This is a genomic window from uncultured Roseovarius sp. (assembly GCF_947489715.1).
Taxonomy (GTDB): Bacteria; Pseudomonadota; Alphaproteobacteria; order Rhodobacterales; family Rhodobacteraceae; genus Roseovarius.
Genome location: NZ_CANLER010000004.1, coordinates 74370 through 100415 on the forward strand (window position 1 = coordinate 74370; position 26046 = coordinate 100415).

26 protein-coding genes are annotated in these 26046 nt (G+C 56.9%); 19 read left to right on the plus strand and 7 right to left on the minus strand.

All coding sequences use genetic code 11. From position 1 onward, the window contains the following. Nucleotides 1-42 precede the first annotated feature (42 nt). Nucleotides 43-4287 (plus strand): DNA-directed RNA polymerase subunit beta', encoded by a 4245-nt coding sequence (rpoC, locus tag Q1B27_RS12050; RefSeq protein WP_299847868.1) that lies wholly within the window; start codon nucleotides 43-45, stop codon nucleotides 4285-4287. Between the two features lie 172 nt (nucleotides 4288-4459). Here the strand turns inward: rpoC and Q1B27_RS12055 are convergent, their stop codons facing one another. After that, a complete protein-coding gene (locus Q1B27_RS12055) occupies nucleotides 4460-6802 on the minus strand; it encodes a hemopexin repeat-containing protein (RefSeq protein WP_299847870.1) in 2343 nt (780 codons plus the stop codon). Between the two features lie 628 nt (nucleotides 6803-7430). Between Q1B27_RS12055 and Q1B27_RS12060 the strand changes: the two genes are divergently transcribed. Then, nucleotides 7431-7973, plus strand: coding sequence for a GNAT family N-acetyltransferase (locus tag Q1B27_RS12060; RefSeq protein ID WP_299847872.1), 543 nt, complete (start codon nucleotides 7431-7433; stop codon nucleotides 7971-7973). A 204-nt stretch (nucleotides 7974-8177) separates the two neighbouring features. Here the strand turns inward: Q1B27_RS12060 and Q1B27_RS12065 are convergent, their stop codons facing one another. Continuing rightward, entirely contained in the window at nucleotides 8178-9119 is a 942-nt protein-coding gene (locus Q1B27_RS12065; protein WP_299848323.1) for an L-threonylcarbamoyladenylate synthase, read from the minus strand. Nucleotides 9120-9257: 138 nt separating this feature from the next. On the opposite strand from Q1B27_RS12065, the gene Q1B27_RS12070 reads away from it, so the two are divergent. From Q1B27_RS12070 to Q1B27_RS12120, 11 genes are all read left to right on the plus strand, one after another. Further along, nucleotides 9258-10976 carry an acyl-CoA dehydrogenase gene (locus tag Q1B27_RS12070; RefSeq protein ID WP_299847874.1) on the plus strand — a complete coding sequence of 573 codons (1719 nt, stop codon included), beginning with the start codon at nucleotides 9258-9260 and terminating at the stop codon, nucleotides 10974-10976. Further along, a complete protein-coding gene (locus Q1B27_RS12075) occupies nucleotides 10976-12019 on the plus strand; it encodes an MBL fold metallo-hydrolase (protein WP_299847876.1) in 1044 nt (347 codons plus the stop codon). Before Q1B27_RS12070 ends, Q1B27_RS12075 begins: the two co-directional genes overlap by 1 nt. 6 nt (nucleotides 12020-12025) lie before the next feature. Then, on the plus strand, nucleotides 12026-12481 hold the full coding sequence (locus Q1B27_RS12080) for a DUF6173 family protein (protein ID WP_299847878.1): 456 nt from the start codon (nucleotides 12026-12028) through the stop codon (nucleotides 12479-12481). Between the two features lie 87 nt (nucleotides 12482-12568). Further along, entirely contained in the window at nucleotides 12569-12703 is a 135-nt protein-coding gene (locus Q1B27_RS12085) for an aa3-type cytochrome c oxidase subunit IV (RefSeq protein WP_299847880.1), read from the plus strand. A 36-nt stretch (nucleotides 12704-12739) separates the two neighbouring features. Beyond that, the gene (locus Q1B27_RS12090) at nucleotides 12740-13369 is read left to right on the plus strand and encodes a hypothetical protein (protein ID WP_299847882.1); all 630 of its coding nucleotides are present in this window, start codon (nucleotides 12740-12742) and stop codon (nucleotides 13367-13369) included. A gap of 89 nt (nucleotides 13370-13458) precedes the next feature. Next, a complete protein-coding gene (gene fdhD / locus Q1B27_RS12095) occupies nucleotides 13459-14343 on the plus strand; it encodes a formate dehydrogenase accessory sulfurtransferase FdhD (protein WP_299847884.1) in 885 nt (294 codons plus the stop codon). After that, nucleotides 14340-14942 carry a molybdenum cofactor guanylyltransferase MobA gene (gene mobA / locus Q1B27_RS12100; RefSeq protein ID WP_299847885.1) on the plus strand — a complete coding sequence of 201 codons (603 nt, stop codon included), beginning with the start codon at nucleotides 14340-14342 and terminating at the stop codon, nucleotides 14940-14942. The genes fdhD and mobA overlap by 4 nt, the downstream gene beginning before the upstream one ends. Then, nucleotides 14939-15430 carry a molybdopterin-guanine dinucleotide biosynthesis protein B gene (gene mobB, locus Q1B27_RS12105; RefSeq protein WP_299847886.1) on the plus strand — a complete coding sequence of 164 codons (492 nt, stop codon included), beginning with the start codon at nucleotides 14939-14941 and terminating at the stop codon, nucleotides 15428-15430. Before mobA ends, mobB begins: the two co-directional genes overlap by 4 nt. Beyond that, nucleotides 15427-16683 (plus strand): gephyrin-like molybdotransferase Glp, encoded by a 1257-nt coding sequence (glp, locus tag Q1B27_RS12110; RefSeq protein ID WP_299847887.1) that lies wholly within the window; start codon nucleotides 15427-15429, stop codon nucleotides 16681-16683. The genes mobB and glp overlap by 4 nt, the downstream gene beginning before the upstream one ends. 18 nt (nucleotides 16684-16701) lie before the next feature. Then, nucleotides 16702-17193, plus strand: a complete 492-nt coding sequence (locus tag Q1B27_RS12115) for a GNAT family N-acetyltransferase (RefSeq protein ID WP_299847888.1) — start codon at nucleotides 16702-16704, stop codon at nucleotides 17191-17193. After that, the gene (locus tag Q1B27_RS12120) at nucleotides 17193-18044 is read left to right on the plus strand and encodes a DMT family transporter (RefSeq protein ID WP_299847889.1); all 852 of its coding nucleotides are present in this window, start codon (nucleotides 17193-17195) and stop codon (nucleotides 18042-18044) included. Before Q1B27_RS12115 ends, Q1B27_RS12120 begins: the two co-directional genes overlap by 1 nt. 84 nt (nucleotides 18045-18128) lie before the next feature. Here the strand turns inward: Q1B27_RS12120 and Q1B27_RS12125 are convergent, their stop codons facing one another. Then, nucleotides 18129-18620: a GreA/GreB family elongation factor gene (locus tag Q1B27_RS12125; protein ID WP_299847890.1), complete on the minus strand. Its 492-nt coding sequence runs from the start codon at nucleotides 18618-18620 to the stop codon at nucleotides 18129-18131. 8 nt (nucleotides 18621-18628) lie between these two features. After that, a complete protein-coding gene (locus tag Q1B27_RS12130; RefSeq protein WP_299847891.1) occupies nucleotides 18629-19066 on the minus strand; it encodes an NUDIX hydrolase in 438 nt (145 codons plus the stop codon). A 68-nt stretch (nucleotides 19067-19134) separates the two neighbouring features. Here Q1B27_RS12130 and Q1B27_RS12135 point away from each other — a divergent pair, with 68 nt between their 5' ends. Next, the gene (locus tag Q1B27_RS12135) at nucleotides 19135-19854 is read left to right on the plus strand and encodes an alpha/beta fold hydrolase (protein ID WP_299847892.1); all 720 of its coding nucleotides are present in this window, start codon (nucleotides 19135-19137) and stop codon (nucleotides 19852-19854) included. Further along, nucleotides 19851-21008: an alpha-D-ribose 1-methylphosphonate 5-triphosphate diphosphatase gene (locus Q1B27_RS12140; protein ID WP_299847893.1), complete on the plus strand. Its 1158-nt coding sequence runs from the start codon at nucleotides 19851-19853 to the stop codon at nucleotides 21006-21008. Before Q1B27_RS12135 ends, Q1B27_RS12140 begins: the two co-directional genes overlap by 4 nt. A 127-nt stretch (nucleotides 21009-21135) precedes the next feature. Here Q1B27_RS12140 and Q1B27_RS12145 read toward each other — a convergent pair whose 3' ends face one another. Then, complete coding sequence (locus Q1B27_RS12145) at nucleotides 21136-22209, minus strand: 5-(carboxyamino)imidazole ribonucleotide synthase (RefSeq protein ID WP_299847894.1); 1074 nt, start codon at nucleotides 22207-22209, stop codon at nucleotides 21136-21138. Next, nucleotides 22202-22690, minus strand: coding sequence for a 5-(carboxyamino)imidazole ribonucleotide mutase (gene purE, locus Q1B27_RS12150; RefSeq protein WP_299847895.1), 489 nt, complete (start codon nucleotides 22688-22690; stop codon nucleotides 22202-22204). The genes Q1B27_RS12145 and purE overlap by 8 nt, the downstream gene beginning before the upstream one ends. 149 nt (nucleotides 22691-22839) lie before the next feature. Here purE and Q1B27_RS12155 point away from each other — a divergent pair, with 149 nt between their 5' ends. Next, complete coding sequence (locus tag Q1B27_RS12155; protein WP_299847911.1) at nucleotides 22840-23643, plus strand: bifunctional 2-polyprenyl-6-hydroxyphenol methylase/3-demethylubiquinol 3-O-methyltransferase UbiG; 804 nt, start codon at nucleotides 22840-22842, stop codon at nucleotides 23641-23643. Nucleotides 23644-23651: 8 nt separating this feature from the next. Here Q1B27_RS12155 and Q1B27_RS12160 read toward each other — a convergent pair whose 3' ends face one another. Then, entirely contained in the window at nucleotides 23652-23876 is a 225-nt protein-coding gene (locus Q1B27_RS12160) for a DUF465 domain-containing protein (protein ID WP_299847912.1), read from the minus strand. A gap of 159 nt (nucleotides 23877-24035) precedes the next feature. Between Q1B27_RS12160 and Q1B27_RS12165 the strand changes: the two genes are divergently transcribed. The 3 genes from Q1B27_RS12165 (at nucleotide 24036) to Q1B27_RS12175 (ending at nucleotide 25942) form a co-directional block, all read left to right on the plus strand. Next, on the plus strand, nucleotides 24036-24449 hold the full coding sequence (locus Q1B27_RS12165) for an Hsp20 family protein (RefSeq protein WP_299847913.1): 414 nt from the start codon (nucleotides 24036-24038) through the stop codon (nucleotides 24447-24449). A 5-nt stretch (nucleotides 24450-24454) separates the two neighbouring features. Further along, entirely contained in the window at nucleotides 24455-24682 is a 228-nt protein-coding gene (locus Q1B27_RS12170; RefSeq protein WP_299847914.1) for a DUF1150 family protein, read from the plus strand. A gap of 111 nt (nucleotides 24683-24793) precedes the next feature. Further along, nucleotides 24794-25942: a DUF2235 domain-containing protein gene (locus tag Q1B27_RS12175; protein ID WP_299847916.1), complete on the plus strand. Its 1149-nt coding sequence runs from the start codon at nucleotides 24794-24796 to the stop codon at nucleotides 25940-25942. The last annotated feature ends 104 nt before the right edge of the window (nucleotides 25943-26046 follow it).

Genomic DNA, 26046 nt, shown 5'->3' on the forward strand with positions numbered 1-26046 from the left:
AGCCCCACCGCCCATCCAACGCCCGAATTCAAGGATTTGAAAATGAACCAGGAACTGACAAACAACCCGTTCAACCCCGTCGCCCCGGTCAAGGTGTTCGACGAGATCAAGGTGTCTCTGGCCTCGCCAGAGCGCATCCTGTCGTGGTCCTACGGCGAGATCAAAAAGCCCGAGACCATCAACTACCGGACTTTCAAGCCCGAGCGTGATGGCCTCTTTTGCGCGCGTATCTTTGGCCCGATCAAGGATTACGAATGCCTCTGCGGCAAATATAAGCGGATGAAATATCGCGGCGTTGTCTGCGAAAAATGCGGTGTGGAAGTCACGCTGCAAAAGGTTCGCCGTGAACGCATGGGCCATATCGAACTGGCCGCACCCTGCGCCCATATCTGGTTCCTGAAGTCGCTGCCGTCGCGCATCGGCCTGATGCTGGACATGACGCTGCGTGATCTGGAACGCGTGCTCTATTTCGAAAACTACGTTGTGATCGAACCGGGCCTGACCGATCTCACCTACGGCCAGATGCTCTCAGAAGAGGAGTTCATGGATGCGCAGGACGCCTATGGCATGGACGCCTTCACCGCCAATATCGGTGCCGAAGCCATCCGCGAGATGCTGCAGAATATCGACCTTGAGGCCGAAGCCGAACAGCTGCGCGCCGATCTGGCCGAAGCCACGGGCGAATTGAAGCCCAAGAAGATCATCAAGCGCCTGAAAGTCGTTGAATCGTTCCTCGAGTCGGGCAACCGGCCCGAATGGATGGTCATGACCGTCATTCCGGTCATCCCGCCAGAGCTGCGCCCGCTGGTACCGCTCGACGGGGGCCGCTTTGCCACCTCCGACCTCAACGATCTTTACCGCCGCGTGATTAACCGGAACAACCGTCTGAAGCGCCTGATCGAGCTGCGCGCGCCCGATATCATCGTGCGCAACGAAAAGCGGATGTTGCAGGAATCGGTCGATGCCCTCTTTGACAACGGCCGTCGCGGTCGTGTCATCACCGGTGCCAACAAGCGCCCGCTGAAATCGCTCAGCGACATGCTGAAAGGCAAGCAGGGCCGTTTCCGTCAGAACCTTCTGGGGAAACGCGTCGACTTCTCGGGCCGCTCGGTCATCGTGACCGGCCCGGAACTCAAGCTGCATCAATGCGGCCTGCCCAAGAAGATGGCGCTGGAACTGTTCAAGCCGTTCATCTACTCGCGGCTCGAAGCCAAAGGCATGTCGTCGACTGTGAAACAGGCCAAGAAACTGGTGGAAAAGGAACGCCCCGAGGTCTGGGATATCCTGGATGAGGTGATCCGCGAACACCCTGTCATGCTGAACCGGGCGCCGACGCTGCACCGTCTTGGCATTCAGGCGTTCGAACCGGTCCTGATCGAAGGCAAAGCCATCCAGTTGCATCCGCTTGTTTGTTCGGCCTTCAACGCCGACTTCGACGGTGACCAGATGGCCGTGCACGTCCCGCTGAGCCTTGAGGCGCAGTTGGAAGCACGCGTGCTGATGATGTCCACGAACAACGTTCTGTCGCCTGCCAACGGCGCACCGATCATCGTGCCGTCGCAGGACATGGTCCTTGGCCTCTACTACGTCTCGCTGGAACGCGAGGGGATGAAGGGCGAAGGCATGGCGTTTGCCTCGATCGAAGAGGTTCAGCATGCGCTGGACGCGGGCGAGGTGCACCTGCACGCCAAGGTCACCGCGCGCATTCCTCAGATCGACGAGGAAGGCAACGAAGTGATTTCCCGCGTGGAAACCACGCCGGGCCGTGTCCGTCTGGGCGCGCTTCTGCCGAAAAACGTCAAGGCACCGTTCAGCCTGGTCAACAAGCTGCTGCGCAAGAAAGAAGTGCAGCAGGTGATCGACACCGTCTACCGCTACTGCGGTCAGAAGGAATCGGTTATCTTCTGTGACCAGATCATGACCATGGGCTTCCGCGAAGCGTTCAAGGCGGGCATCTCGTTCGGCAAGGACGATATGGTCATTCCGGATACCAAGTGGGGCATCGTCGAAGAAACCCGCGATCAGGTCAAAGGCTTCGAACAGCAATATATGGACGGCCTGATCACCCAGGGTGAGAAGTACAACAAGGTGGTCGATGCCTGGTCGAAATGTAACGATCAGGTCACCGACGCCATGATGGGCACGATTTCGGCCTCTGGTACCGATGAGAACGGTGCCGAATCCGAGCCGAACTCGGTCTACATGATGGCGCATTCCGGTGCCCGTGGCTCGGTCACTCAGATGAAACAGCTGGGCGGGATGCGCGGCCTGATGGCCAAGCCGAACGGCGACATCATCGAAACGCCGATCATCTCGAACTTCAAGGAAGGCCTGACCGTTCTTGAATACTTCAACTCGACCCACGGTGCGCGGAAAGGTCTGTCGGATACGGCGCTTAAGACCGCAAACTCGGGCTATCTGACCCGTCGTCTGGTGGACGTGGCGCAGGACTGCATCATTCGTGAGCATGACTGTGGCACCGATCGTGCGATCACCGCCGAGGCCGCCGTCAATGATGGTGAGGTCGTCGCAACGCTGGGTGAGCGTATTCTGGGCCGTGTCGCGGCCGAGGATATCCTGAACCCGTCGAATGACGAGGTGGTGATTGCCAATGGCACGCTGATCGACGAACGCATGGCCGATGCGGTGGAAGAGGCGGCGGTGCAAACCGCGCGCATCCGCTCGCCGCTGACCTGTGAGGCCGAAGACGGCGTTTGTGCCATGTGCTACGGTCGTGACCTTGCACGCGGTACGATGGTCAACAACGGCGAGGCCGTGGGCATCATCGCGGCACAGTCGATCGGTGAACCCGGCACCCAGCTGACGATGCGGACCTTCCACATCGGAGGCGTTGCTCAGGGTGGTCAGCAGTCGTTCCTCGAAGCCAGCCAGGAGGGTAAGATCGAATTCGAAAATGCCCAGACCCTGGAAAGCTCCAGCGGCGCCACACTGGTCATGGGCCGTAACATGAAGTTGCGGATCATGGGCGAAAACGCCGTTGAGCTTGCCAGCCACAAGGTTGGCTACGGTACGCGCCTTTTCGTCAAGGAAGGCGCCAAGGTGGCCCGTGGCGACAAACTGTTCGAGTGGGATCCCTATACCCTGCCGATCATCGCCGAGAAGTCGGGGACGGCCAAGTTTGTCGATCTGGTCAGCGGTGTTGCCGTGCGGGACGTCACCGACGATGCCACCGGCATGACCCAGAAGATCGTGACCGACTGGCGCGCGGCCCCCAAGGGCAACGAGCTGAAGCCCGAAGTTCTGGTGGTCGGTGCCGATGGCGAACCGGTGCGCAACGATGCTGGTAACCCGGTGACCTACCCGATGTCGGTCGACGCCATTCTGTCGATCGAAGACGGTCAGGAGATCGAGGCCGGTGACGTGGTTGCGCGTATTCCGCGCGAAGGTGCGAAAACCAAGGACATCACCGGTGGTCTGCCGCGTGTGGCCGAACTCTTTGAGGCGCGCCGCCCCAAAGATCACGCCATCATCGCCGAGATCGATGGCTATGTCCGCTATGGTCGCGACTACAAGAACAAGCGTCGCATCAGCATCGAACCCGCGGACGACACGATGGAGCCCGTCGAATACATGGTGCCCAAGGGCAAGCACATTCCGGTTCAGGAAGGTGACTACGTCCAGAAGGGTGACTACATCATGGACGGCAACCCGGCCCCGCATGACATCCTCTCCATCATGGGTGTCGAGGCGCTGGCGGATTACATGATCGACGAGGTGCAGGAGGTCTATCGTCTGCAAGGCGTGAAGATCAACGACAAGCACATCGAGGTCATCGTGCGTCAGATGCTGCAGAAATGGGAGATCCTGGATAGCGGCGATACAACGCTGCTGAAAGGTGAACACGTGGACAAGCAGGAATTCGATGTGGCCAATGAAAAGGCCATTTCGAAGGGCGGTCGTGCGGCACAGGGCGAACCGATCCTTCTGGGGATCACCAAGGCGTCGCTGCAAACCCGCAGCTTCATCTCGGCAGCCTCGTTCCAGGAAACCACGCGGGTTCTGACCGAAGCCTCGGTTCAGGGCAAACGTGACAAGCTGGTCGGCCTGAAAGAGAACGTCATCGTGGGCCGTCTGATTCCAGCCGGCACCGGTGGGGCTACGCAGCAGATGCGCCACATCGCGCAGCAGCGTGACAATGTCGTCATCGAAGCACGCCGGGAAGAGGCCGAAGCCGCCGCTGCCCTCGCCGCGCCGACGCAGGATGACATCATCGGTGGCGACGAGTTCGACAATCTGGTGGAAACACCGGAAAGCCGCGACGAGTAAGGCACCTGCCTGAACAAGATCAAAGCCCCGCCGGAAACGGCGGGGCTTTTTCTTTGGCAGATGGCTGCAAGGGCCAGGTTCAATTCAGAGCCACAGATGACGCTGTTGCGCCCTGAGCCTTTGCCACTAACCTGCAGCGCCTTTCCGGTCACCTGCCGCCGTTGCACAGCTCTTATCGCGGAAACGGCATCCAGGTGCGGTCGATGAACTTCGGATAACCCGCGTCCTTGCCGTCACTCACCTTTGAGAACCGCGTATATCGCGTGCCATGAAAGAAATAGATCTGATTGGTGTCGCGGCGCATCAACACGGCATCAACCCCTGTCAGCCCATCCCAATGGGTGGCAATGCTTTTCGGGTACTCGGATTCCATGGTGATGCCACTCGCGGTCACTTCCATCCGGACGTATTTATTGCCCTTGAAAAGATAAATCCGGTCATTGGACTTTCGCCAGAACGCCGCATCGAGATCCGACTGAAATTCAACAGGAAGCCCCTTCCAGTGATTTTTGATTTTCCTGGGATATCCCGATTTGACCGTATTGCTGCCCTTGTCAAACCGGACATATTCGTCGCCTTTGAAAAAGTAGAGCGCCTCGTTGTCCTCGCGCCATAGCGCCGTGTCGATGCCCAGCTTGAAACCAATTGGCAACCCCGAGAACCCGCTTGCGATATAGCGTGGGTAGCCTTTGTCGCGCCCTTCCTTGATGTCAGCGATATCAGAGTATCGGATGTAATGAGCCCCGCCAAAAAGGTAGGTCTTGCCGGTGTCGCCCCGGAAGACAGTTGCGTCGACCTTCTCTTCAAACGGGCCCCAGCCGACATGTAATTCCGTGTAGGCACAAACAGCGGGCTCATTCGCATCCATGATGCAAGGCACCGGGCTCGGGGTACAGGAACGGGAATTGGTGTTCTTTGCCTTGAAAAACCTCCCGTATTCCTTCGAGCAGGATGAGGTGGTCTTGTATTCGTCCTTCGCGCCAAAAAGATGCAGCGTCTCATGCGCCATTGTGCGGAAAAAATTGCCGGCAAGGCTCGATTTGGAAAGCGTAAACCGATGACCACTTGCATAGCCGGAATGCACCGCCGTCCATTTGGTGACAAAGGCGATAATGGCGTTCTGGGCACCGCCAGCAGCCTTCGCATTCAAGGCAAGCTGCTCTGCGCCTGCCATGCTTCCCTCGACGCCCAGTTGTTCCAGTGCGGGGTTGCGCCACAGCGCTTCCGCATCCTCTTTTGACAGCCCGATCGGCACCCCTTCTTTATACTTTTCCTTGACGGTGAACGTGTCCGGATCAATCTGCAGATACTTGCCGCCAAACCGGGAATTGCGGAACAGGTAAATGGTAGAGGTGCTGTCCCGCCAGAACGCACAATCAATCCCCTTGGCGAAATTACCCAGGTTTTCACCGCCCCAATGATCCGCGATTGGTTTGGGATATCCCGCCGCCATTGTGCTGCTGCCATTGGTGAATTTGATATACTGGTCGCCCTTGAACATGTAGATGCTGTTATTGCCCTTGTGGCCAAGGACAGCGTCTACACCTTTGGCAAATTCTGGATCGATGTTTTTCCAACCCTCCGCGATTTGCTTGGGATATCCCTGATCGGCAGCAAAGGTTTCGGGGTCAACGCGCACATATTTCGACCCTTTGAACAGGTAAATTTTCTCGTTCTTTTCCCGCCAACACGCGGCATCAACGCCACTGTCAAATTGCGCGGGCAGGTCCCAATGGTCCTTGATGTCCTTGGGGTATCCTGCGTCGACACCATTGGCCACGCTGGAAATCCGAAAATATTGCGGCCGCGGCGTTGAGCTGTTGGCCCCGACACTGATGTCAAATCCGTAGATCTTCCCGTTGGCGGAATTGGTAAACATCGCCGAAACGCCATCATAGTTCGGCATGCCTTTCCAGGGTGCGCCTTCCCAGGGCGTAATATCGACCGACGCGTCATGCACCTCGGTGTACCACGAGATTTTGGCAGTCGGTCTTTGGGCGCTGATCCACTCCGTTGCTTCCTGCCATTGACTTTCGATGTTTTCGCGTTCGGCATCCGATATCTTGAACTCGGGTCCGGGCCCGTCGACGATCACAAGGGCAACCGCGGTCTTGTTCAAAAGGCGTTCCGGTTTCTCGAGTGTTTCAGCCGCTCTTTGATGTACGATCGTGGTGCGACCGGTCTCTGCCAGGTCGTCATCACCATCGTCTGCACCCTCGCATCCGGGAAACTGCGTGCTCCAGGATTGGCCCTCGTCGGGCTGGCGGTTCTCAAATTTTTGAAAATCAGGCTGAAGGCGACGCTCAAAGGCGGACCGCGCACGGCGCTCGCGGCTGTCTTCTGCACTGATTGACGGGATGGTCGCCGTCCTCGACGATGCCTGGGCCGAGGGTATGACAGTACGCCCGAATTGATGGGAATAGGTGTTGAGCGGGGCAGGTGTATCAACCTGCTGATCGTCGGCTGCGTCGCGGCTTTCAATCACGTCAATGTCATGTCTGGAATCGTTCGTCATTAAATCTCTCCAAATAGCTATTAAAAATGCGCACTAATGGTGCTCGAAATATTTGGGTCTTGGATATCGGGTCGGCCTTTATCGAAATACGCAGGGTGGTTTCATGGCATCCCCGGATGCCGGGTATTTCCTGCGTATTTTGACTTATTTGCCTTCCCATCTTCAAAATAAAAGCAGCGCTGGACACATACGGCAAAGCTATTGGACCAACGCAACCTATGGCGAAGAATATCATATTTTCCACAACTGAGGTCCTGTTTGATGACAGGCCGGACCACAGACACCGGCATTTTGCCTGCCGGGGCACTCTGTAAACCTATCCAAACGCTTGCAGGGACTGGCCTTTTAACGACAGGCATTTTCCCGCCACCTGGCAGGGTTAACCTTGCGTCACGCCGGTCATTCGCATCGCTTACAGCCAATGTTCGGGGGTTTTCCCTGTCCCGACTGCCTCACTTCGTCGCCACACTGGCGCGCGTCGCGTCATCGGTCTGGATGATCACGGGTGCGGTTTCGACCGGCGCGTTTGCGCTGGATCACAGCTTGGCCTCACGCTTGGTCATCTTTGCTGGCAGTGAAAAAACAGTGTGCTAGTCTCGGATCGCGACGCCAAGGAAAGCCCGAACTCATGCCCCATCACGATCTGGTCCCGGTATTGGAAACCGAACGTCTGGTCCTGCGCGGGCATCAAACCAGCGACTTTCCGGAAAGCGCTGCGATGTGGGCTGATCCTCGGGTCGTGGCACATATATCGGGCACACCGTTTACGGCCGAACAATCCTGGTCGCGCCTGTTGCGCTATGCGGGCCATTGGCATCATCTGGGATTTGGGTATTGGGTTGTCGAATCCAGAAAAGACCGGGCTTTTCTGGGTGAGGTCGGGTTCGCCGATTATCATCGAGACACCAGTCCAAGCCTGAAAGGCAAACCCGAAGCAGGCTGGGCTTTCAAGACCGACGCGCAGGGCAACGGATATGCGACCGAAGCGGTGACCGCGATGCTCCGTTGGGCGGATCGGCATCTGGAATTCGCCCAGACAGCCTGCATGTTTGACCCCGACTATGCCGCTTCCCTCAATGTCGCCAGAAAGACGGGCTATTCCAACGAAGTTATCGGTCGCTATGGTCGTGACAAGGCTCTGTTCATGGAAAGATCACGCCAGCCGCGTTGATCTCAAATTCCCGCAAAAGGTCATTCTGTGGGGTGTTTGCCAGGCCGCCCCTTTCATTGAAACCCGCGATTTTTGCCCGTGCGCTCTGTTAACACGCTGGTTTTCGGTGCCTTATACCGACGTAATACCGACAAAATACCGACGTTATACCGACATGGGTTTTCCCATGTTAACCAGTGGGTTGAGGGGTGATTCGGGGGTCAGTTAGGGCCGCGGTGCGGCCGCTCGGCGTAACCGATCATTAATTGCCCGCCCCAAACCGTGCTCGGGGATGGGTGACACCGCGATCCCCGCCGCGTCCATCGCATCCAGCGCGTGCAGGTGATGGAAAAGGTTCGCGGCAGCTTCGGTCAGGTCCCCGGCGGGGGACAGGTTCAGATCGGCCTCAACCGGGCCAAAGCCCAGCAAAACCTCGTCTTTCCGGGTCTCAGCGGCGTTCAGTCTGACCCGTGCGTCAGGGGCGTAATGCGATGCCATCTGGCCCGGGGCAGTCAGCGGATCGTCGGATGAATGCCGCGCCACAGGCCCATGCAACGCAGCTTCCAACGCCTCTACAGGCAAACCGCCGGGTCGCAGCAGGGTAGGAGCATCCGCAAGCCCCAGGATCGTGGATTCCACCCCAACCTCACAGGGTCCACCATCCAGAACCGCGCTGATCCGCCCCGACAAACCAGCCATCACATGCGCGGCCGTCGTCGGGCTGATCCGCCCCGACGGGTTGGCCGAAGGTGCTGCAACCGGGCCATCGAAAGCCGCCAGAAGAGATTGCGCAACCGGGTGCGCCGGTACGCGAACCGCAAGCGTTGGCAGGTCGGCAGTGACCAGCGGGGACAGCCCCGATCCGGGTTTCAGCGGCAAGACTAATGTCAGCGGTCCGGGCCAGAACGCCTGCGCCAGGATATCTGCCTGTTCCGGCCATTCGACAAGTTTTTGCACGGCGCTGATTGAATTCACGTGCACAATCAGGGGGTTAAATCTTGGGCGCCCCTTGGCTGCAAAGATGCGTGCCACGGCCAGATCGTTGCGTGCATCCCCGCCCAGCCCATAGACGGTCTCGGTGGGGAAGGCCACGAGCTCCCCTTTGCGCAACACTTCTGAGGCACTTTTGAACCCGTCTGCATTTGCCGATATCTGGTTGATCTGCATGAGCTGTCCCGGAATTTTGACGCGGCGTTTTGGTTGATGGTCCTGCGCGATCAGATACGCTAGATCGCGGATGGAATGCATATAGGGTGCAGCGGGCGATGCCAAGCTGCCCCGGATTTTTTGACTTAGGAGTTACCCATGCCGTATCGCGCGCCGGTAGAGGATTACAAATTTCTGTTTGATCACGTGGTCGGGTTGGACCAGATCATCAAGACGGATCGCTTCGCCGAGGCGACGCCGGATGTGACCGGCGCGATCCTAACAGAGGCGGCCCGGATGTGCGAAGAGGTTCTGCACCCGCTTCAGCGCAACGGCGATCTTCATCCTGCCAAGCTGGAAAACGGCGTGGTGCGTACCAGCCCGGGCTTTGATCAGGGGTACAAGGCAATTGCCGAAGGTGGTTGGATTTCGATCAGCGCGAACCCTGATCATGGCGGTATGGGTTTGCCGATGACGGTGACGACGGCAGTGAATGAAATGATGTCGGCGGCATGTCTGAGTCTGCAGCTTAACCCTTTGATGACACAGGGACAAATCGAGGCGTTGGAACATCACGCCAGCGATGCGATCAAGGAGGTTTATCTGCCCAAGCTGGTCAGTGGCGAATGGTCGGGCACCATGAACCTGACCGAAGCGCAGGCCGGCAGCGATGTGGGGGCGCTTCGCAGCAAGGCGGAACCCAAGGGTGATGGTACCTACGCCGTCACCGGTCAGAAGGTCTACATTAGCTGGGGCGACAATGATTTTACTGAAAACGTCTGCCATCTGGTTCTGGCGCGCCTGCCGGACGGTGTGCCCGGCACCAAAGGCATTAGTCTGTTTCTGGTGCCCAAATACATCCCCGATGACACAGGCAAACCCGGCGTGGCAAACAGCCTGAGCGTCGTCAGCCTTGAACATAAGCTGGGCCTGCACGGTAGTCCGACTGCGGTGATGCAATATGATGGGGCAACCGGGTGGCTGGTTGGCAAGGAACATGACGGGATGCGGGCCATGTTCACCATGATGAACAACGCCCGTCTTGGTGTGGGCGGGCAGGGGATCGGTGCGGCGGAAGGCGCTTATCAGCACGCACTGGCCTATGCGCTGGATCGTAAACAGGGCCGTAGCCCGGTTAAGGACGGGACAGGCACCATTATCGACCATGCCGACGTGCGCAGAATGCTGACAACGATGAAGGCAGATATCTTTGCCGCGCGTTCGATTGCCCTGGCCTGCGCCGTCGCCATCGACATGCAGACCGCAACCGGTGATGCCGAATGGGCTGCGCGGGCGGCGTTTCTAACACCTATCGCCAAGGCGTTCGGAACCGAAACCGGCATGAATGTCAGCGATATGGGCATCCAGGTGCATGGCGGAATGGGCTATATCGAGGAAACCGGGGCTGCACAGTACAATCGAGATGTGCGCGTCACCGCGATTTACGAGGGTACCAACGGCATCCAGTCAATGGATCTGGTAGCGCGAAAATTGATGGATGATGGTGACGCGGCAAATGCGCTTCTGGATGAGATCGAAGAGCAGGCCGAGGCCGCGCGCACCGACCTACCCGATCTGGCAGAGCCTGTCTGGCAAGCGTCTGAGACGTTGCGCGAAGCGTTGGAATGGATGTTGGGCCAGAAGGATTTAAATCAGCGGTTTGCCGGTTCGGTGCCGTTTCTGAAAGCCTTTGCGCGGGTCTTGGGGGCACATTTTCACCTGTCCGCCGCCATCACCGAAAAGGGTATCGGACCGCGTAGCAAACTTGCGCGTTTCTATGTCAAACGCCTGCTACCTGAACACACTGGCCTTTTGGCCCATGCCACCGCCGGGGCCGATGACCTCTATGCGATCAGCGCGGAAGAGTTGGATACGTGATGGACGGGGCCGGTGGCGCTTTGCGATACCCTTGGGAAACTGCGCCCGAACAGGGCGATGCCATTGAAATTGCCGATGGGGTTTTGTGGATACGCCTGCCGCTGCCGATGGCGCTGGATCATGTGAATATCTACGCGCTTGACGACGGCGACAGTTGGACAATCGTTGATACGGGCATCCACTCGAAACGCTCGGTGGCGTTGTGGCAACAGGTGTTGGACGGGCCGCTGGCGGGTAAGCCTGTGGGTCGGGTGATCCTGACACATCACCATCCGGATCATGTCGGCATGGCGGGTTGGTTGATGGCGCGGTTCGGCGCCGAACTGGTTGCCACGCGCACCAGTTGGTTGATGGCGCGCATGCTCATCTTAGATGAAGAAGAGCGTCCAACCGAAGAGGCGTTGAAACTGTGGCGCGCGGCGGGGATGGATCAAGCAATTTATGAGGCGCGCAAGGATACCCGCCCCTTCAATTTTGCAGATACCTGCCACGCATTGCCCGTTGGCTATACCCGCGTAAAAGAGGCGGATGTGTTGCATGTCGGGGGACGGGACTGGGACGTTCGGATCGGCAATGGACATGCACCCGAGCACCTGACGCTCTGGAGCCGCGACGACACTCTGGTGCTGGTAGGGGATCAGATCCTGCCGTCGATCAGCCCAAACATCGGCGTCTACCCGACCGAACCCGAAGCCGATCCGCTTAGTGATTGGCTTGCCTCTTGTGAGAGGTTTGCGACACTTGCGCGCGAGGATCATCTGGTGCTGGGGGGCCACAAGCTTCCCTTTACCGGGCTGCCGGTGCGGATGCGTCAACTGGCTGAAAACCATCATGGCGCATTGGAGAGATTGCGCGCGCATCTCAAGTCCCCACACACCGCAGGCGAATGCTTTGCGCCGCTCTTCAAACGAAAAATTGATGCCGGAACCTATGGATTGGCCCTTGTCGAAGCGGTTGCGCATCTCAATCATCTGCATCAGGCTGGGGAAATCAGCCGTACACGGCGTCAGGATGGCGCGTGGCTTTGGCAGATGAAGGGATGAGTTGTGATGGGTGACAAGATCGAAACCTCGGCCGAGGCGCTTGAAGCGGATGCGATACCGCGCTGCCACGAAGTGCATGCCGACCCCGAAAGATGCAAGGGTGGTGAGGATGTCACCGCGGGTATCGAGCTGAAGTCGGTGGAAAAGAAAAGCCCGGCGCAATGGGCCTATGAACGGCTGATTCTCTATATTCAGAATTTTGAAAAGACGCTGGATAATGAACATGAGGTGGCGATGGGGTTTACCGGGGGCGACGCCGGTGTGCTCAGGATCGAGGGTATGGGCTATTTTGATCCGGACATCGTGACCTTCTATGGCAGCGATCCTGCGGGCGGTAAAACCCAACTGGTGCAACATGTCAGCCAACTCAACGTGATGCTGCGTGCCTTACCCAAGAAGGTTGAGGAATCCGCACCGAACCGTATTGGTTTTCGGTTGGTCGAGGACCTTGAGAAAGCCTGAGCCGGGTCGGTTTCGGGTGGTGACAGCCCCGGCAAAATCAAGTATCCAACTTCAGAATCCGGAATTTACCTTTTTGAGGGATAAAAAATGGCCGATCACAAACATGGCGAGATGAACATCACCACGCAGGAAAAAACCTTTGAAGGTTTTGTCAAAGCGGTTGGCTGGTCTTGCGTTGTTATCGTTGTTTTCCTTGTGTTTCTCGCACTCGTAAACGGTTGAAGACAAAAGCGTCTGCCGCTTTTCCTGGGGAATAACATGCGTAATTTGGTATTGGCCCTGTTTGCGGCCTCGGCTCTGACGGGATGTGCGGGCCAAAAGGTATGGGCTCCCGATGATGCGGTCGCCAGGGCGACATACCGGCACGAAGGACCGACGCGTCTGACGCTTTTCACCATGATCAACAACCGGACCGGGGCAGGTGCGCATACTTCGTTGATGATCAACGGTTCACAACGTGTGATTTTTGACCCGGCCGGATCATTCAAACACGAATCCCTGCCCGAGCGGAATGATGTTGTCTTTGGCATCACCCCGCCGGTTGCCGATGTCTACACACGTTACCATGCCCGCAAGACCTACCACGTGAAAGTGCAGGAACTTGATGTTTCGCCCGCCGTTGCCGAGGCCGCCATCAACGCGGTTATGTCCTATGGCGCCGTGCCCTCTGCCATGTGCGCGCGCAGCACCTCGTCCGTTCTGGCCGGTTTGCCCGGGTTCGAGAACATTCAAACCACCTGGTATCCCGTCAAATTGGCAGAGCAGTTTGCCAAGGTTCCAGGCGTGCGCGAACAAGAACTTTACGAATATGACAGCGACGACAACAGCAAGGTTCTGCGTGAGTGGGCGCCTGATGCGGTTGCCCGTGCCAAGACGCTGCAATACTGATCGCGCACCTACGGTTTGCGATTGGTGGTTTTAGTCCCCGGTACTTGGCCCTAGATTGCGTGTAACCTCGCACGATCAAGGATCCGACCGTGGCAAAGACAGAAGACCTAAATGATTATTTAATTGCACCCGACCCCGCTGCGGGGCGCTTGACCCGCGCGGTGGAGGGTGTGGATCATGTCGGGCAGATAACGCGGATTTCGGTGGTAGAGGAACGCCCGCTGACCATCTTTCTGAACGGGCAAGAGATCATGACCGCCATGACCATTGGCGACTACCCTGAATACCTTGCGCTTGGTTTCCTGCGCAACCAGGGTATGTTGCGCGACGGTGAAACGGTTGAGCGGGTCGATTACGACGAAGATCTCGAAACTGTTGTGGTGCGGACCGATGGGCAGACCACTTATGAGGAAAAGCTCAAGAAAAAGACCCGAACAAGCGGCTGCGCTGTCGGTACAGTTTTCGGTGACATGATGGAGGGGCTGGATGGGGTAACCCTGCCTGATCTAAGGATCAAAACCTCGGATCTTTATGCATTGGCCGCCAAGATAAATCGTACCCCCTCACTCTATCTCGAAGCTGGTGCCATTCACGGCACCGTGCTTTGTCAGGACGCACGCCCGCTGGTCTACATGGAGGATGTGGGCCGCCACAATGCTGTCGACAAGATTGCCGGCTGGATGCTGTCCGAGGGCGTAGGGGCGTCAGACAAGCTGCTCTATACCACCGGGCGGCTGACCTCCGAGATGGTGATCAAAACCGCGTTGATGGGCATTCCCGTACTCGCCTCGCGCTCAGGCTTTACCGCTTGGGGTGTGGAGATCGCGCAGCAGGTGGGCCTGACTCTGATTGGCCGCATGCGCGGTAAGCGGTTTGTCTGCCTCAGTGGTGAACAGCGCCTGGACCGTGATGCCGACCCGGAGCAGATCAAGGAAGAGCCGCGCAAATCCGGACGTAAGGGGGCGCAGGTATGAAGCAACCCCTTGGTGTGATCCTTGCTGGTGGTCTCGCGCGGCGCATGGGTGGCGGCGATAAGGCGCTGCTAAAGCTGGGTGAAGTCACGTTATTGGATCAGGTGATCGATCGGTTGCAGCCGCAGGTGTCCGATCTGGCACTTAATGCAAACGGCGATGCAACGCGTTTCGCGCAATTCGACTTGCCCGTGCTGGCTGACAGTATCGAAGGCTTTGTCGGTCCCCTGGCAGGCGTGTTGGCCGGGCTGGACTGGGCCGCCGGCAAAGGCGCTGATACGATCGTGACCGTGGCCGCCGATACGCCGTTTTTTCCCCACGATCTGGTGCCGCGTCTTTTGGCGGCGTCTGAAGGCCAAAATGTGCCCTTGGTACTTGCCGCTACGCCGGACGGGCGACATCCGACTTTTGGTCTCTGGCCTGTAGCGAGGCGAGATGATCTGCGAAACGCGTTGACAACTGGCTTGCGTAAGGTGGTTCAATGGACTGACAGCCACGGTGGGCGCGAAGCATTGTTTGACGGCGCAGGTGATCCGTTCTTCAATGTAAACACGCCAGAGGACCTTGAAAGAGCCCGCACCCTGCGAGAGGCACAGACATGAAAATCTATGGCGTTGTCGGTTGGAAGAATGCTGGCAAGACCGGCCTGATGGAACGGCTTGTGGCCGAAATCACCAGTCGCGGTCTTCGCGTTTCCACGATCAAGCACGCCCATCACAGCTTTGACGTGGATCACGCAGGTAAAGACAGTTTTCGCCACCGGTCTGCGGGCGCTCAGGAAGTTCTGCTTGCTTCGCGCAATCGCTGGGCTTTGATGCATGAATTGCGCAACGAGGAGGAGCCGCCACTTTCCGAATTACTGGCCAGACTGTCGCCGGTCGATCTGGTGCTCGTTGAGGGTTACAAGCGCGATGATCATGCCAAGATCGAAGCTTTCCGTGCCGAAACCGGCAACTCTCTAATCGCAGTCTCGGATGAAACCATCCGCGCGGTCGCGAGCGATACCGCGCTGGAATTGGATTGCCCGGTCTTTGATCTGGACGATACGACCGCCATTGCGGATTTTGTTCTGACGGAGGTTGGGTTGTGACGCTCAAACCGCCGCCCCTGCGCGACGATTGTTTTGCGCTGCCTGCCGGGGTGGACTGGACGCCGGTAGACCAGGCTCTTGCGATGTTGCAGGACCGGCTGCACCCGGTTGTGACGCAAGAGCAATGCACACTAACCGACGGATTGGGCCGGGTTCTAGCCGCGCCTGTGATGGCCTTGCGCTCGAACCCGCCCCAGGCGAACACCGCCGTTGATGGTTATGGATATGCGCATGAGAGCCTGGGTGGCGGTGATGCGGTGCTGCCGCTTGTCGATGGCCGTGCGGCTGCGGGTCTGGCTTTTGCAGGCCATGTGCCCGCTGGACATGCGATCCGTATCCTGACCGGTGCCGCTTTGCCCGAAGGCGTCGATACCGTTGTCTTGCAAGAGGACGTAACCGTTGGCGATGGGCAGATTGCCTTTCGTGCAGGCCTCAAACCCGGTGCGAACACCCGAAAGGCGGGCGAGGATGTTTGCGCCGGGGATATCGCTCTTAGGGCCGGCCGGGTTCTGACATCTGCGGATCTGGCGTTAGCGGCAGCGGTGGGTGCCGCGCATTTGCCGGTTTACCGACCACTTCGGGTTGCCATAATTTCGACTGGCGATGAGCTGGTCGAACCGGGCGCACCAGCGTCGGCGGGTCAAATTTATGATGCCAATCGGCCAATGCTGACAGGTCTGGTGCGTCAATTCGGGTATCTGCCGGTTGATCTTGGCAAAGTGACCGATGACCGCCAAACCCTGCGACGCGTTTTTGACCGCGCGGCAGAACAGGCCGATGTGATATTGACATCTGGCGGCGCATCTTCAGGTGATGAAGACCACGTCTCGGCCCTGCTGAATGAGGCGGGAGCCATAGCGGAATGGCGGATCGCGCTAAAGCCTGGGCGACCTTTGGCATTGGGCATGTGGCAGGGGACGCCGGTGTTCGGCCTGCCGGGAAATCCGGTAGCCGCGCTTGTCTGCACGTTGATTTTTGCGCGCCCGGCAATGGGCCTACTGGCTGGGGCCGGATGGCGCGCGCCACAAGCCTTTCAGGTCCCCGCTGCGTTTTCAAAGAATAAAAAACCGGGACGCCGTGAATACTTACGCGCCCGCATTCGCGATGGTCACGCCGAAGTTTTCAAATCTGAAGGGTCCGGGCGGATCAGCGGCCTCAGTTGGGCCGAGGGCCTTGTGGAAATGGCGGATGCAGGTCAGGAAATCAAGGTCGGGGACTTCGTGAGTTTCATTCCATTTGGCAGTTTTACCTGATGCATGCAGGGGCCCAAAATGGTTAGAGGCCCTGATTTCTGCCGTGAGATGCGGCGCGGTGAAGAAGCAGCGGTGTCTGATCTGTTGCGGGCGGCCTTTGGTGGCGAGGATGAGGTCCGGTTGGTGGAAACCCTGCGTAAAAAGCAGCAGATTGCAGGTGAAATGGTATTGCCCTGGCAGGATTTCGGGATTGCGGGCTATTACGCTTTGTCCGGTTTCGTCCAGCCGAAGGGTTGGCTCTGCCTGGCACCGGTCGCGATCCATCCCGAACTTCAGGGGCAGGGCAACGGCAAACGGATGTTGGGTTTGCTGACAGAGTGGGCGCGGATCAGTTGCAGGTATATTGTGGTCCTGGGGGAACCGGATTTCTATTCGAAATGTGGTTTCAACCTTGCGCAGGCGGCGCAGCTGACATCTCCCTATCCGATCACGCATACGTTGCTGGCTGGTCCGGGGAGTGATGTGCCAAAAGAGACGTTGATCTATCCCAAAGCCTTTGAAAGCCTCTGATGCGTCTTTTCCTGATGTCGGCCTTAACCATGATCGCCTTTGCCGCCAATTCCGTTCTCAACCGGTTGGCGCTGGCAGGCGGCAGCATTGATGCGGTCAGCTTTGGGGTGATCCGGCTGTTGTCAGGGGCAGCTGTTCTGGCACTTCTGTGTGTGTTGTTGCGCGGTGGCGTGCGGCTTGGTGGAGCAGGCCGGGTGGCTGGTGTCGCCTCACTTCTGATCTATCTCTACGGGTTTTCAACCGCCTATAGGGCGTTGGATGCAGGGCTGGGTGCCCTCATCCTCTTCGGGGTCGTGCAAATTACCATGTTCACGGGGGGGCTGATCAAATCCGAACCTATGCCTGCGCGTCGCTGGTTTGGGGCTGTGCTGGCATTCGCTGGCTTGGCCTGGCTTTTATGGCCCGGTGGCGACACTTCGGTAAGCTTGGTGCATGGATTGCTCATGGCGCTCGCCGGTGTCGGTTGGGGTGTTTATTCGCTTGCTGGGAGGCTGAGCCGCGACGCATTGCAAGGCACCGCGGCCAACTTCATTCTGGCGGCGCCAATGGGCGCACTTGTGGGGTATCTTCTGCCATCGGTCGAGCCGACCATATTGACGTCCCAAGGCATTCTGTTGGCAATCATCTGCGGGGCTGTCACTTCAGGCATGGGCTATGCGTTGTGGTACAGTGTTCTGCCATCATTGGCGTCATCGGTAGCGGCGGTTGCGCAGCTGACCGTGCCTGTCATTGCTACGGTAGGCGGTGTGCTTTTCCTGGATGAGGCGCTGACGTTACAATTCTCGCTGGCTTCCGCACTGGTATTGGGCGGTGTGGCCATATCGGTTGTAAAGCGCCCAAAGCGTCAGTGAAACCAAACGCGTCAGGCATTCTCGAAGATCACGAGTTTTGTTCTTCCGGTCTTTCTACTCCAAGAAGCTAATATCTGAAGCAGGTCAGAAAAGGATGTCGATAATTTCAAGTTCGACTGTGCCAGTGGGCTTCGGCCATTCGACAATATCGCCGACCTGTGCCTCCATCAACGCACGCGCCAGCGGCGAGAAAGCGGCTATCAAGCCAATCTCAGGCTGGGCTTCATCTTCGCCGACGATGGTGTAGCTGGCTGTTTTCCCGTCTTCATCTTCCACCGTGACCTTGGCGCCAAAGCTGACATGAGTTGCATGCTCAGGCGGCGTAACAAGGACGGCGCTGGCCAATCTTGCCTCGACATAACGCAGGTCACGTTCTGCAACTGCAAGCGGATAAAGATCATCCAGAAACTCGCGATTGTCGCGCAGCCGGCCAACTTCTGCTTCAACAACTTTTTGTTGTTCCTGCAACATGGCCAGCCCGCGGGGCGTGACGTGATTGGGATGCTCGGAAACGGGCAGGTCTGGCAATCGCGGAGGGGTGCTGCCGTCTTCTTCCTTGGTGAAGGCCTTGTTCATCGCAACTCCTACCAGATCAAGCGTTCCAACGGATCATAGCCCATGCCGCGGGAAAAGGCGACGTGAGGCAGGCTGTCGGGTTTATAGCGCAGCGCTGACATCTCTTCGCGTGTTACAAATCGCCGGTTCGTCACTACTGCCTCGGGATCGGTCCAATCGTCGCTGATCGTGCCTTGCTTGATTGAGCAGCGAAAGAAGATATCCACCTGGTGAAACCCGTCATCGGGATTGTGGAATTCATTGATCAGACACGGTGTGCCGACTTCTATCGTCAATCCGGTCTCTTCGTGAACTTCACGGATCAGATTGTCGGGCAGCGACGCCCCAGCTTCGGCCCCGCCGCCAGGCACGCACCACAGATCACTTTTGCCGCCCGGGAAGGCATTGACAAGCAACAGGCGGTTTTCCTGGACGATGATCGCGCGTGTCGCGAGGCGAATGGGCATGATTAGCGTCTTCCGTTGCGTGAGAGCCTCTTTTGTAACGGGGAAATTGCGCGTATCTCAAGGTCATGATGCGAATTCTGTTTCCTCTGTTGTTTGTCCTGCCGTTGAGTGCTCATGCGGATTGCGTTGTGCTCCTGCACGGATTGGCCAGAACGGAAACCTCTTTCTTGCTGATGCAGGAAGTTCTTGAAAATGACGGATACAAGACGGTGGCCCCGGGATATCCGTCGACTGAAAAACCGATCACCAAACTCGCTGAAGAAACACTGCCGAGCGCAATTCAGGCCTGCGGCGACACGACTGTGCATTTCGTCACCCATTCAATGGGGGGCATCTTGCTGCGGGCCTGGCTAAAGGATCACGATCAGGAGAACTTTGGGCGCGTGGTGATGCTGGCGCCGCCAAATCACGGCTCGGAAGTCGTGGATGAGTTGGGAACATTGGAGCTGTTCGAATGGCTCAACGGTCCAGCCTCGGTGCAATTGGAAACCGGGCCGGAAGGGTTACCCGAACGTTTACCACCTGTGGATTTCGAACTCGGCGTCATTGCCGGAACGAGGTCACTTAACCCCTATTTTTCAATCCTGATCGAAGGTCCGGATGATGGTAAAGTTTCGGTTGCGTCAACCCGTGTCGAGGGTATGACGGATCATATTGAATTACCGGTGACGCATACCTTCATGATGAATAATCCTATAGTCATTGCACAGGTTCAGGCATTTCTGCGTGACGGAAAATTCGATCACGATCTGGGCATCGGTGAATTGTTCTGGGGCGGCAGCGAATGAGCACGCTCGAATTGCGGCTTGTCGGCGCGCGCGTATTGACGCCTGATGGCATGGCAGAGCAACCGATTGCTTTGGGCAATGGGCTGGTCTTAGAGGACAAGCATTTACGAGAGGTGGACCTGAGTGGCTTTCTGGTTCTGCCGGGGATCGTGGACGCACACGGTGACGGGTTCGAACGGCATCTGGCGCCACGTCGCGGTGCCATGAAGGATTTGGATCAAGGGTTGATCGCCGCAGAAGCCGAACTGGCGGCAAATGGCATCACCACAGCCACGTTAGCGCAGTTTTACAGCTGGGAAGGCGGGATGCGTGGCCCGGAATTTGCTACCCGGGTCTTTGATGGCTTGGCTGAAATTCAGAGTCGGGTCGAGACGGATTTGCGGGTGCAGTTGCGATTTGAGATACCCATGCTGGAAGATTACGACGCGGTCGCTGAGCTGATTGAAAAATACCAGATCGGCTATGTCGTCTTTAACGATCACCTGCCACATGACGCCTTGGAAAAAGGCAAGCGACCCCCGCGCCTGACGGGACAGGCGTTACGGATCGGGCGCAATCCGGAAAAACATCTTGAGATGATGCAAGCCATGCACGCCCGTTCGGCTGAGGTGGGCCCGGCGGTCGATCATCTCTGTGCAAAGCTATCTGGTCGCGGCATCCTGATGGGAAGCCATGATGACCGCAATGCCGAGCAGCGTCGCGATTGGCGAGATCGAGGCGTCGCGATTGCGGAGTTTCCCGAAACGTTGGAAGCGGCGGATGCGGCGCGGTCGGGTGGAGATGCGATCATCATGGGCGCACCCAATATCGTACGAGGCGGGTCACATAATGGCAATGTGAGCGCGATCGAAATGGTGATGATGGGGTTGGTGGATGCGCTGGCTTCGGATTATCATTATCCATCGTTGCGCCGCGCGGCGTTTTTGCTGGCTGATAGCGGTGTTGTCGATTTGGCAGGGGCCTGGAGTCTGATCTCCAGCGAACCGGCACGGGTGTTGGGATTGACCGACCGCGGAGAACTGAGCCCCGGCAAACGCGCCGACATGACAGTGATGGATGCTGCAACGCGCAGGGTGGCCGCGACGATTTCAGGGGGGCGGATCAGCTATATGTCAGGGGACGTGGCTACGCGATTCATAGGGTATTCAATTTGAGCGCAATTTACGCGCGCCTTTTCCTTCGTCTTCCTCGCAATATCGCCATCCTCAGCACCTGTGGTATAAGTGACGTATGAAACTGATTTTTTGCGATTTGAGATTGGAAGTCGTCGGTTCTGTTGGTTTACGATTTTGTTGAAATGCGGTTCACATGCCCCATCTTCCGCCCCGCTTTTATGTCAGCCTTGCCGTAGAGATGAAGCGATGCAGTTGGATCCTGGATGATCTGCGGTAAGCGTTCCATGTCATCGCCGATCAGATTTTCCATCACGATATCTGCATAGCGGCTACCGTCCCCCAGCGACCAGCCTGCGACCGCACGGATGTGTTGTTCGAATTGATCAACGCTGCATCCCTGCTGTGTCCAGTGCCCGGAATTGTGAACGCGCGGTGCAATTTCGTTGACGATAAGGCCATCGGTCGTGACAAAAAGTTCAACCCCCATCACGCCGACATAGTCCAATTTGTTCAGAATTTTGGCGGCAAGCAGAACGGCATCGGTTCGTTGTGCGGCGCTTAGTCTTGCTGGTACGGTTGTCGTTCTCAGGATGCCATCTTTGTGAACGTTTTCGCCTGGATCGAAACAAGACACTTCACCGACAGCGCTTCTGGCACCGATGACCGACACTTCGTGACTGAAGTCAACAAACCCTTCTAGGATCGCAGGAGCACCGGCCATGTCCGCCAGCGCCTGATCGGCCTCTGCTTCGGCTGTGATCCGGGCCTGGCCCTTGCCATCATAGCCGAAGCGGCGTGTTTTCAGGATCGCCGGAAGCCCAATTTCCGACATCGCTTCGGTCAGGTCGATCGGATCGTCGATGGCAGCAAAGGGAGCAGTTTTCAGGCCCAGATCGTTCAGGAACGCTTTCTCGACCAACCGATCCTGGCTGACACGCAGTGCCATGCGGTCGGGATGCACTGGTTTCAACGCTTCAAGGATATCCAAGGCAGAGGTCGGGATATTCTCGAATTCGTAAGTGATCACATCGACGCTGTTTGCAAACTTGCGCAAAGCCTCTTCACCCTCGTACGGGGCTTTGAAGTGATAATTTGCCACATGGCTGGCCGGGCAATCCGCACTTGGTTCGAAGATGCAGGTTTTGAAACCAAGTCGCGATGCTGCAACCGACAGCATGCGGCCAAGTTGACCACCTCCAAGAATGCCGATGGTTGCGCCGGTACGTAAAGGTTCAGTCATCTTCGGGCTCATCCGGGATTGAGGCGGAAAGGGTGGCGCGCCATTCATCAAGCCGCTGCGCCAACGCATCATCGGCGTTTGCAAGGATGGCGGCGGCCATCAACCCGGCATTGGCTGCACCCGCTGCGCCAATCGCCATTGTGGCGACGGGAAATCCCTTGGGCATCTGAACAATGGAATAGAGACTGTCGACACCCGAAAGCGCCTTGGTTTGCACGGGAACACCAATTACGGGCACTCGGGTTTTCGATGCCATCATGCCTGGCAAATGAGCGGCACCACCCGCACCGGCGATGATCACCTTGAGACCGCGTTCAACCGCAGTCTTTCCATATTCCCACAAACGGTCCGGTGTGCGATGGGCCGAAACGATTCTGGCCTCGTAGGTCACCCCCAGTTGATCAAGGATTACCGCAGCCTCACGCATTGTCGACCAGTCGGATTGACTGCCCATGATGATGCCAACCTGTCGCTCTGCCATGTCACGCCCTTTAGCAATGAAGCGCGCACTATACTGATCCGTGCACAGAGTTCTACTGCTAAGATGAACGGCAATTGCAATTAGCGTGGACATTGAAAACGAGCGTCTTTTGGCAGAGAAAAGGACGCAGCAACCAATCAGGTACAAAAATGAAAAAGCTGACAGAGATTACCGCTTCCAACCGAGATGCCTGGGATGCGTCGGCTGCCGCGTTCGAGGATAGAGCAGAATGGCACGATATGATCCGGAGCCTGAAAGAGGGAGGGTTTTCGACATTTGACCAGACCATGACGCAAACCTTGCAGGATATCGGCATAGCTGGCCGCCGGGCAGTGCAAATCGGATGTAACAACGGGCGTGAGTTGCTATCGCTGCCGTCCTTGGGCGCGATCCCAGTGCTTGGTATCGACGTGTCCGAGGCGTTCCTTGCGCAAGCGCGCACACTGGCGGACTTGGCAGGGTCTGAATGTCAGTTTCTGTGCTCAGACATTTATGATCTGCCCGACGATATGCCCGGCGATTTTGAACTTGGCCTGATTACGATTGGTGTATTGAACTGGATGCCGGATCTGGTGCGATTTTTTGAGATTGTGGCCGGGTTATTGTCCGCTAACGCCTCATTGGTGATCTATGAATCGCACCCGGTGATGGAAATGTTCGATCCCGACGCGAAAGACCCCTTCAATCCGTTCCGATCTTACTTTGACAAAACGCCAATGACATGGTCCGAGACCATCACCTATGATGGTACGCCGGGCAAGCCTGGTCCGACCTCCTATTGGTTCACGCATGGACTGGGAGAGATTGTTACCGCCTGTTCTAAAGCGGGTTTGGTTATCGAACGCCTTAGTGAATATGCGCATTCGAACCGCGAGGTCGACTACGACATTTACGAGGGTCGAACCGCTCAAATTCCGATGAGTTTCACATTGGTGGCGCGGAAAAGCCCCTGACGAAGCCGTCAGGCAATAATATCTGGGATCAGCCGGTCTTCGATCATGGCGATGATGTCTTTGAGGCGCAGTTTCTGCTGTTTCAACCGCTTGATTGTGAGCGGATCGCGTGCGCCTTTTTCTTCCAAGGCACAAATTGCCTCATCCAAATCACGATGCTGGCGGCGAAACTCTTCAAGTTCAACGCGCAAAACTTCCTCGGATTTCATTGATAGATCGCGATAGGCGTTCATCTGGGGACGATTCCTTGGCACCTTTGATCGCTAACATACTGCTTAACCACGGTTTCGCAAAGCCCTTGCACGCAACAGGCTTAATGCCCATATTTATATCTGAAGGTCGCCATAAAGGGGCCTTGCACATGACTGTCGCTTAAAGCCAAGGACGTGTCGATGACAAAGCTTACTCTGGGGTCGCACCCCTATATGCTCGGATTTGAACAGCTGGAACGCCTGCTGGAACGCAGCGCTAAATCGGGCAATGAAGGCTATCCACCCTTCAATATCGAACAAACCTCGCAGAATTCCTATCGCATCACGCTGGCTGTCGCTGGATTTGGCGAGGATAACCTTTCGATTACCGTTGAAGACCGGCAACTGGTCATCCGGGGTCGTCAGGGCGAAGAGGGCGAAGACCGGATTTTCCTGCATCGCGGCATCGCCGCGCGGCAATTCCAGCGATCCTTCGTGCTGGCGGATGGTGTCGAAGTTGGCGAAGCGATCATTGAAAACGGCTTGCTACATGTCGATTTGACACGGGCACAGCCGGAGACCGTGGTGCAGACGATCAAGATCAGAAAGGGGTAAGTGGTATGGATACGAAATATAATTTTGGAGCTGACGCAGAGCGGGCAATTGTCTATGTGCGTGCGGTAAATGTCGCAGATTTGCCCGAGGAAATGCGTGAGCAGGCGATGGGTCATGAGACGCTTTATGCTGTTCACACCAGTGATGGCGAACGCCTGGCTCTGGTGCGTGACAGGTCGCTGGCCTTTGTTCTGGCACGGCAAAACGACATGGAGCCTGTGGCGGTTCACTAACCTTCAAGTCACTCGATAAAGTGCTGAGCAGGGCTGGTAACCGCCCTGTTTGTATTGCGTTAACATCGCCGTTAGCATGATTGGCATTCAGATCTGAAAGGATCAAAAGGAATGTCAAAATCTATTGTAATTTGCTGCGACGGTACCGGCAACGAAATCAAAGAACATCAATCCAATGTCCTCAAGTTTTTCCGCATTCTGGAAAAGGATGAGAGGCAGGTCGCTTATTACGACCCTGGTGTTGGTACGATCAGTAACAGCGGTGCCTGGGCGGTCCTCAAGAACAAAGCCAAGGGCGTCTTTGGCCTGGCCACCGGATATGGGCTCGATGACAACGTGCTTGAGGCGTATCGATTCATTGTTAAACACTACCAACAAGGCGATAAAATCTATTTGTTCGGCTTCAGTCGGGGTGCGTACACGGTCCGCGTTTTGGCAGGATTTATGAAGTTAATTGGGCTTTTGTCGCCAGAGCAGGATAACCTCTGTGGCTATGCCCTGACCGCTTACAAACAGGCCAGCGAAGAGGATGATTTCAAGATCGCCTGGCGCATTCACCGCGTATTGCAGACCAATTATGTGCCGATCCGTTTCATGGGGTGTTGGGATACCGTCGGATCGGTCATCATTCCAAGGCCAGATCGCTTTTATGTGCCGTCATTTCAGGTGCTGCCTTACACGCACTCCAACCCAAGTGTGCAGACGTTTCGCCATGCGATGGCTATTGACGAGAGGCGGCGCATGTTTCGCCTGACCCCCTGGAAAGAGCCGCAGAAATTCAAACCGAATCCCTTCATCAAAGACGATGTCGCAGAAGATCAGGATATCAAGCAGGTCTGGTTCTCAGGCGTGCACTCCGACATCGGCGGCGGTTATCCCGAATCCGAAAGCGGGGCAGCGAAAATTGCGCTGAAATGGATGATGGATGAGGCTGCTGAAAATGGTCTGCGCTTTCGGAAAAAACTACCTAATCTATTGGTTTTCGGTGAAAATCCCAAGAACAGTACGTGGCATTATGCAGCGCCGAACGAAACCGATGATCTACATGAATCGATGTCATGGGCCTGGAAAATCCTCGAATATTTGCCAAAACGGTCGCACCGCTTGGAATGGTACGCTCGCCGCAAGGTCTTGGGTTTTTATCTGCCTAGGTCGGAGCCAAGGGACGTGGATGTCACCGCACAGGTTCATCCCAGTGTCTACGCGCGCAAGGCTAAACGGGATGATTATGACCCGGAAAACTTACCTCTAGAGCTTTAATATTTTTCTACATCCTGTGTCGAATTTGGTTCGTTGGGCCAAACCATTTTGACCATATCCAACCCTTGTCTCCGGGCAGGGTTACTGGCTGTACCGAACGGCCA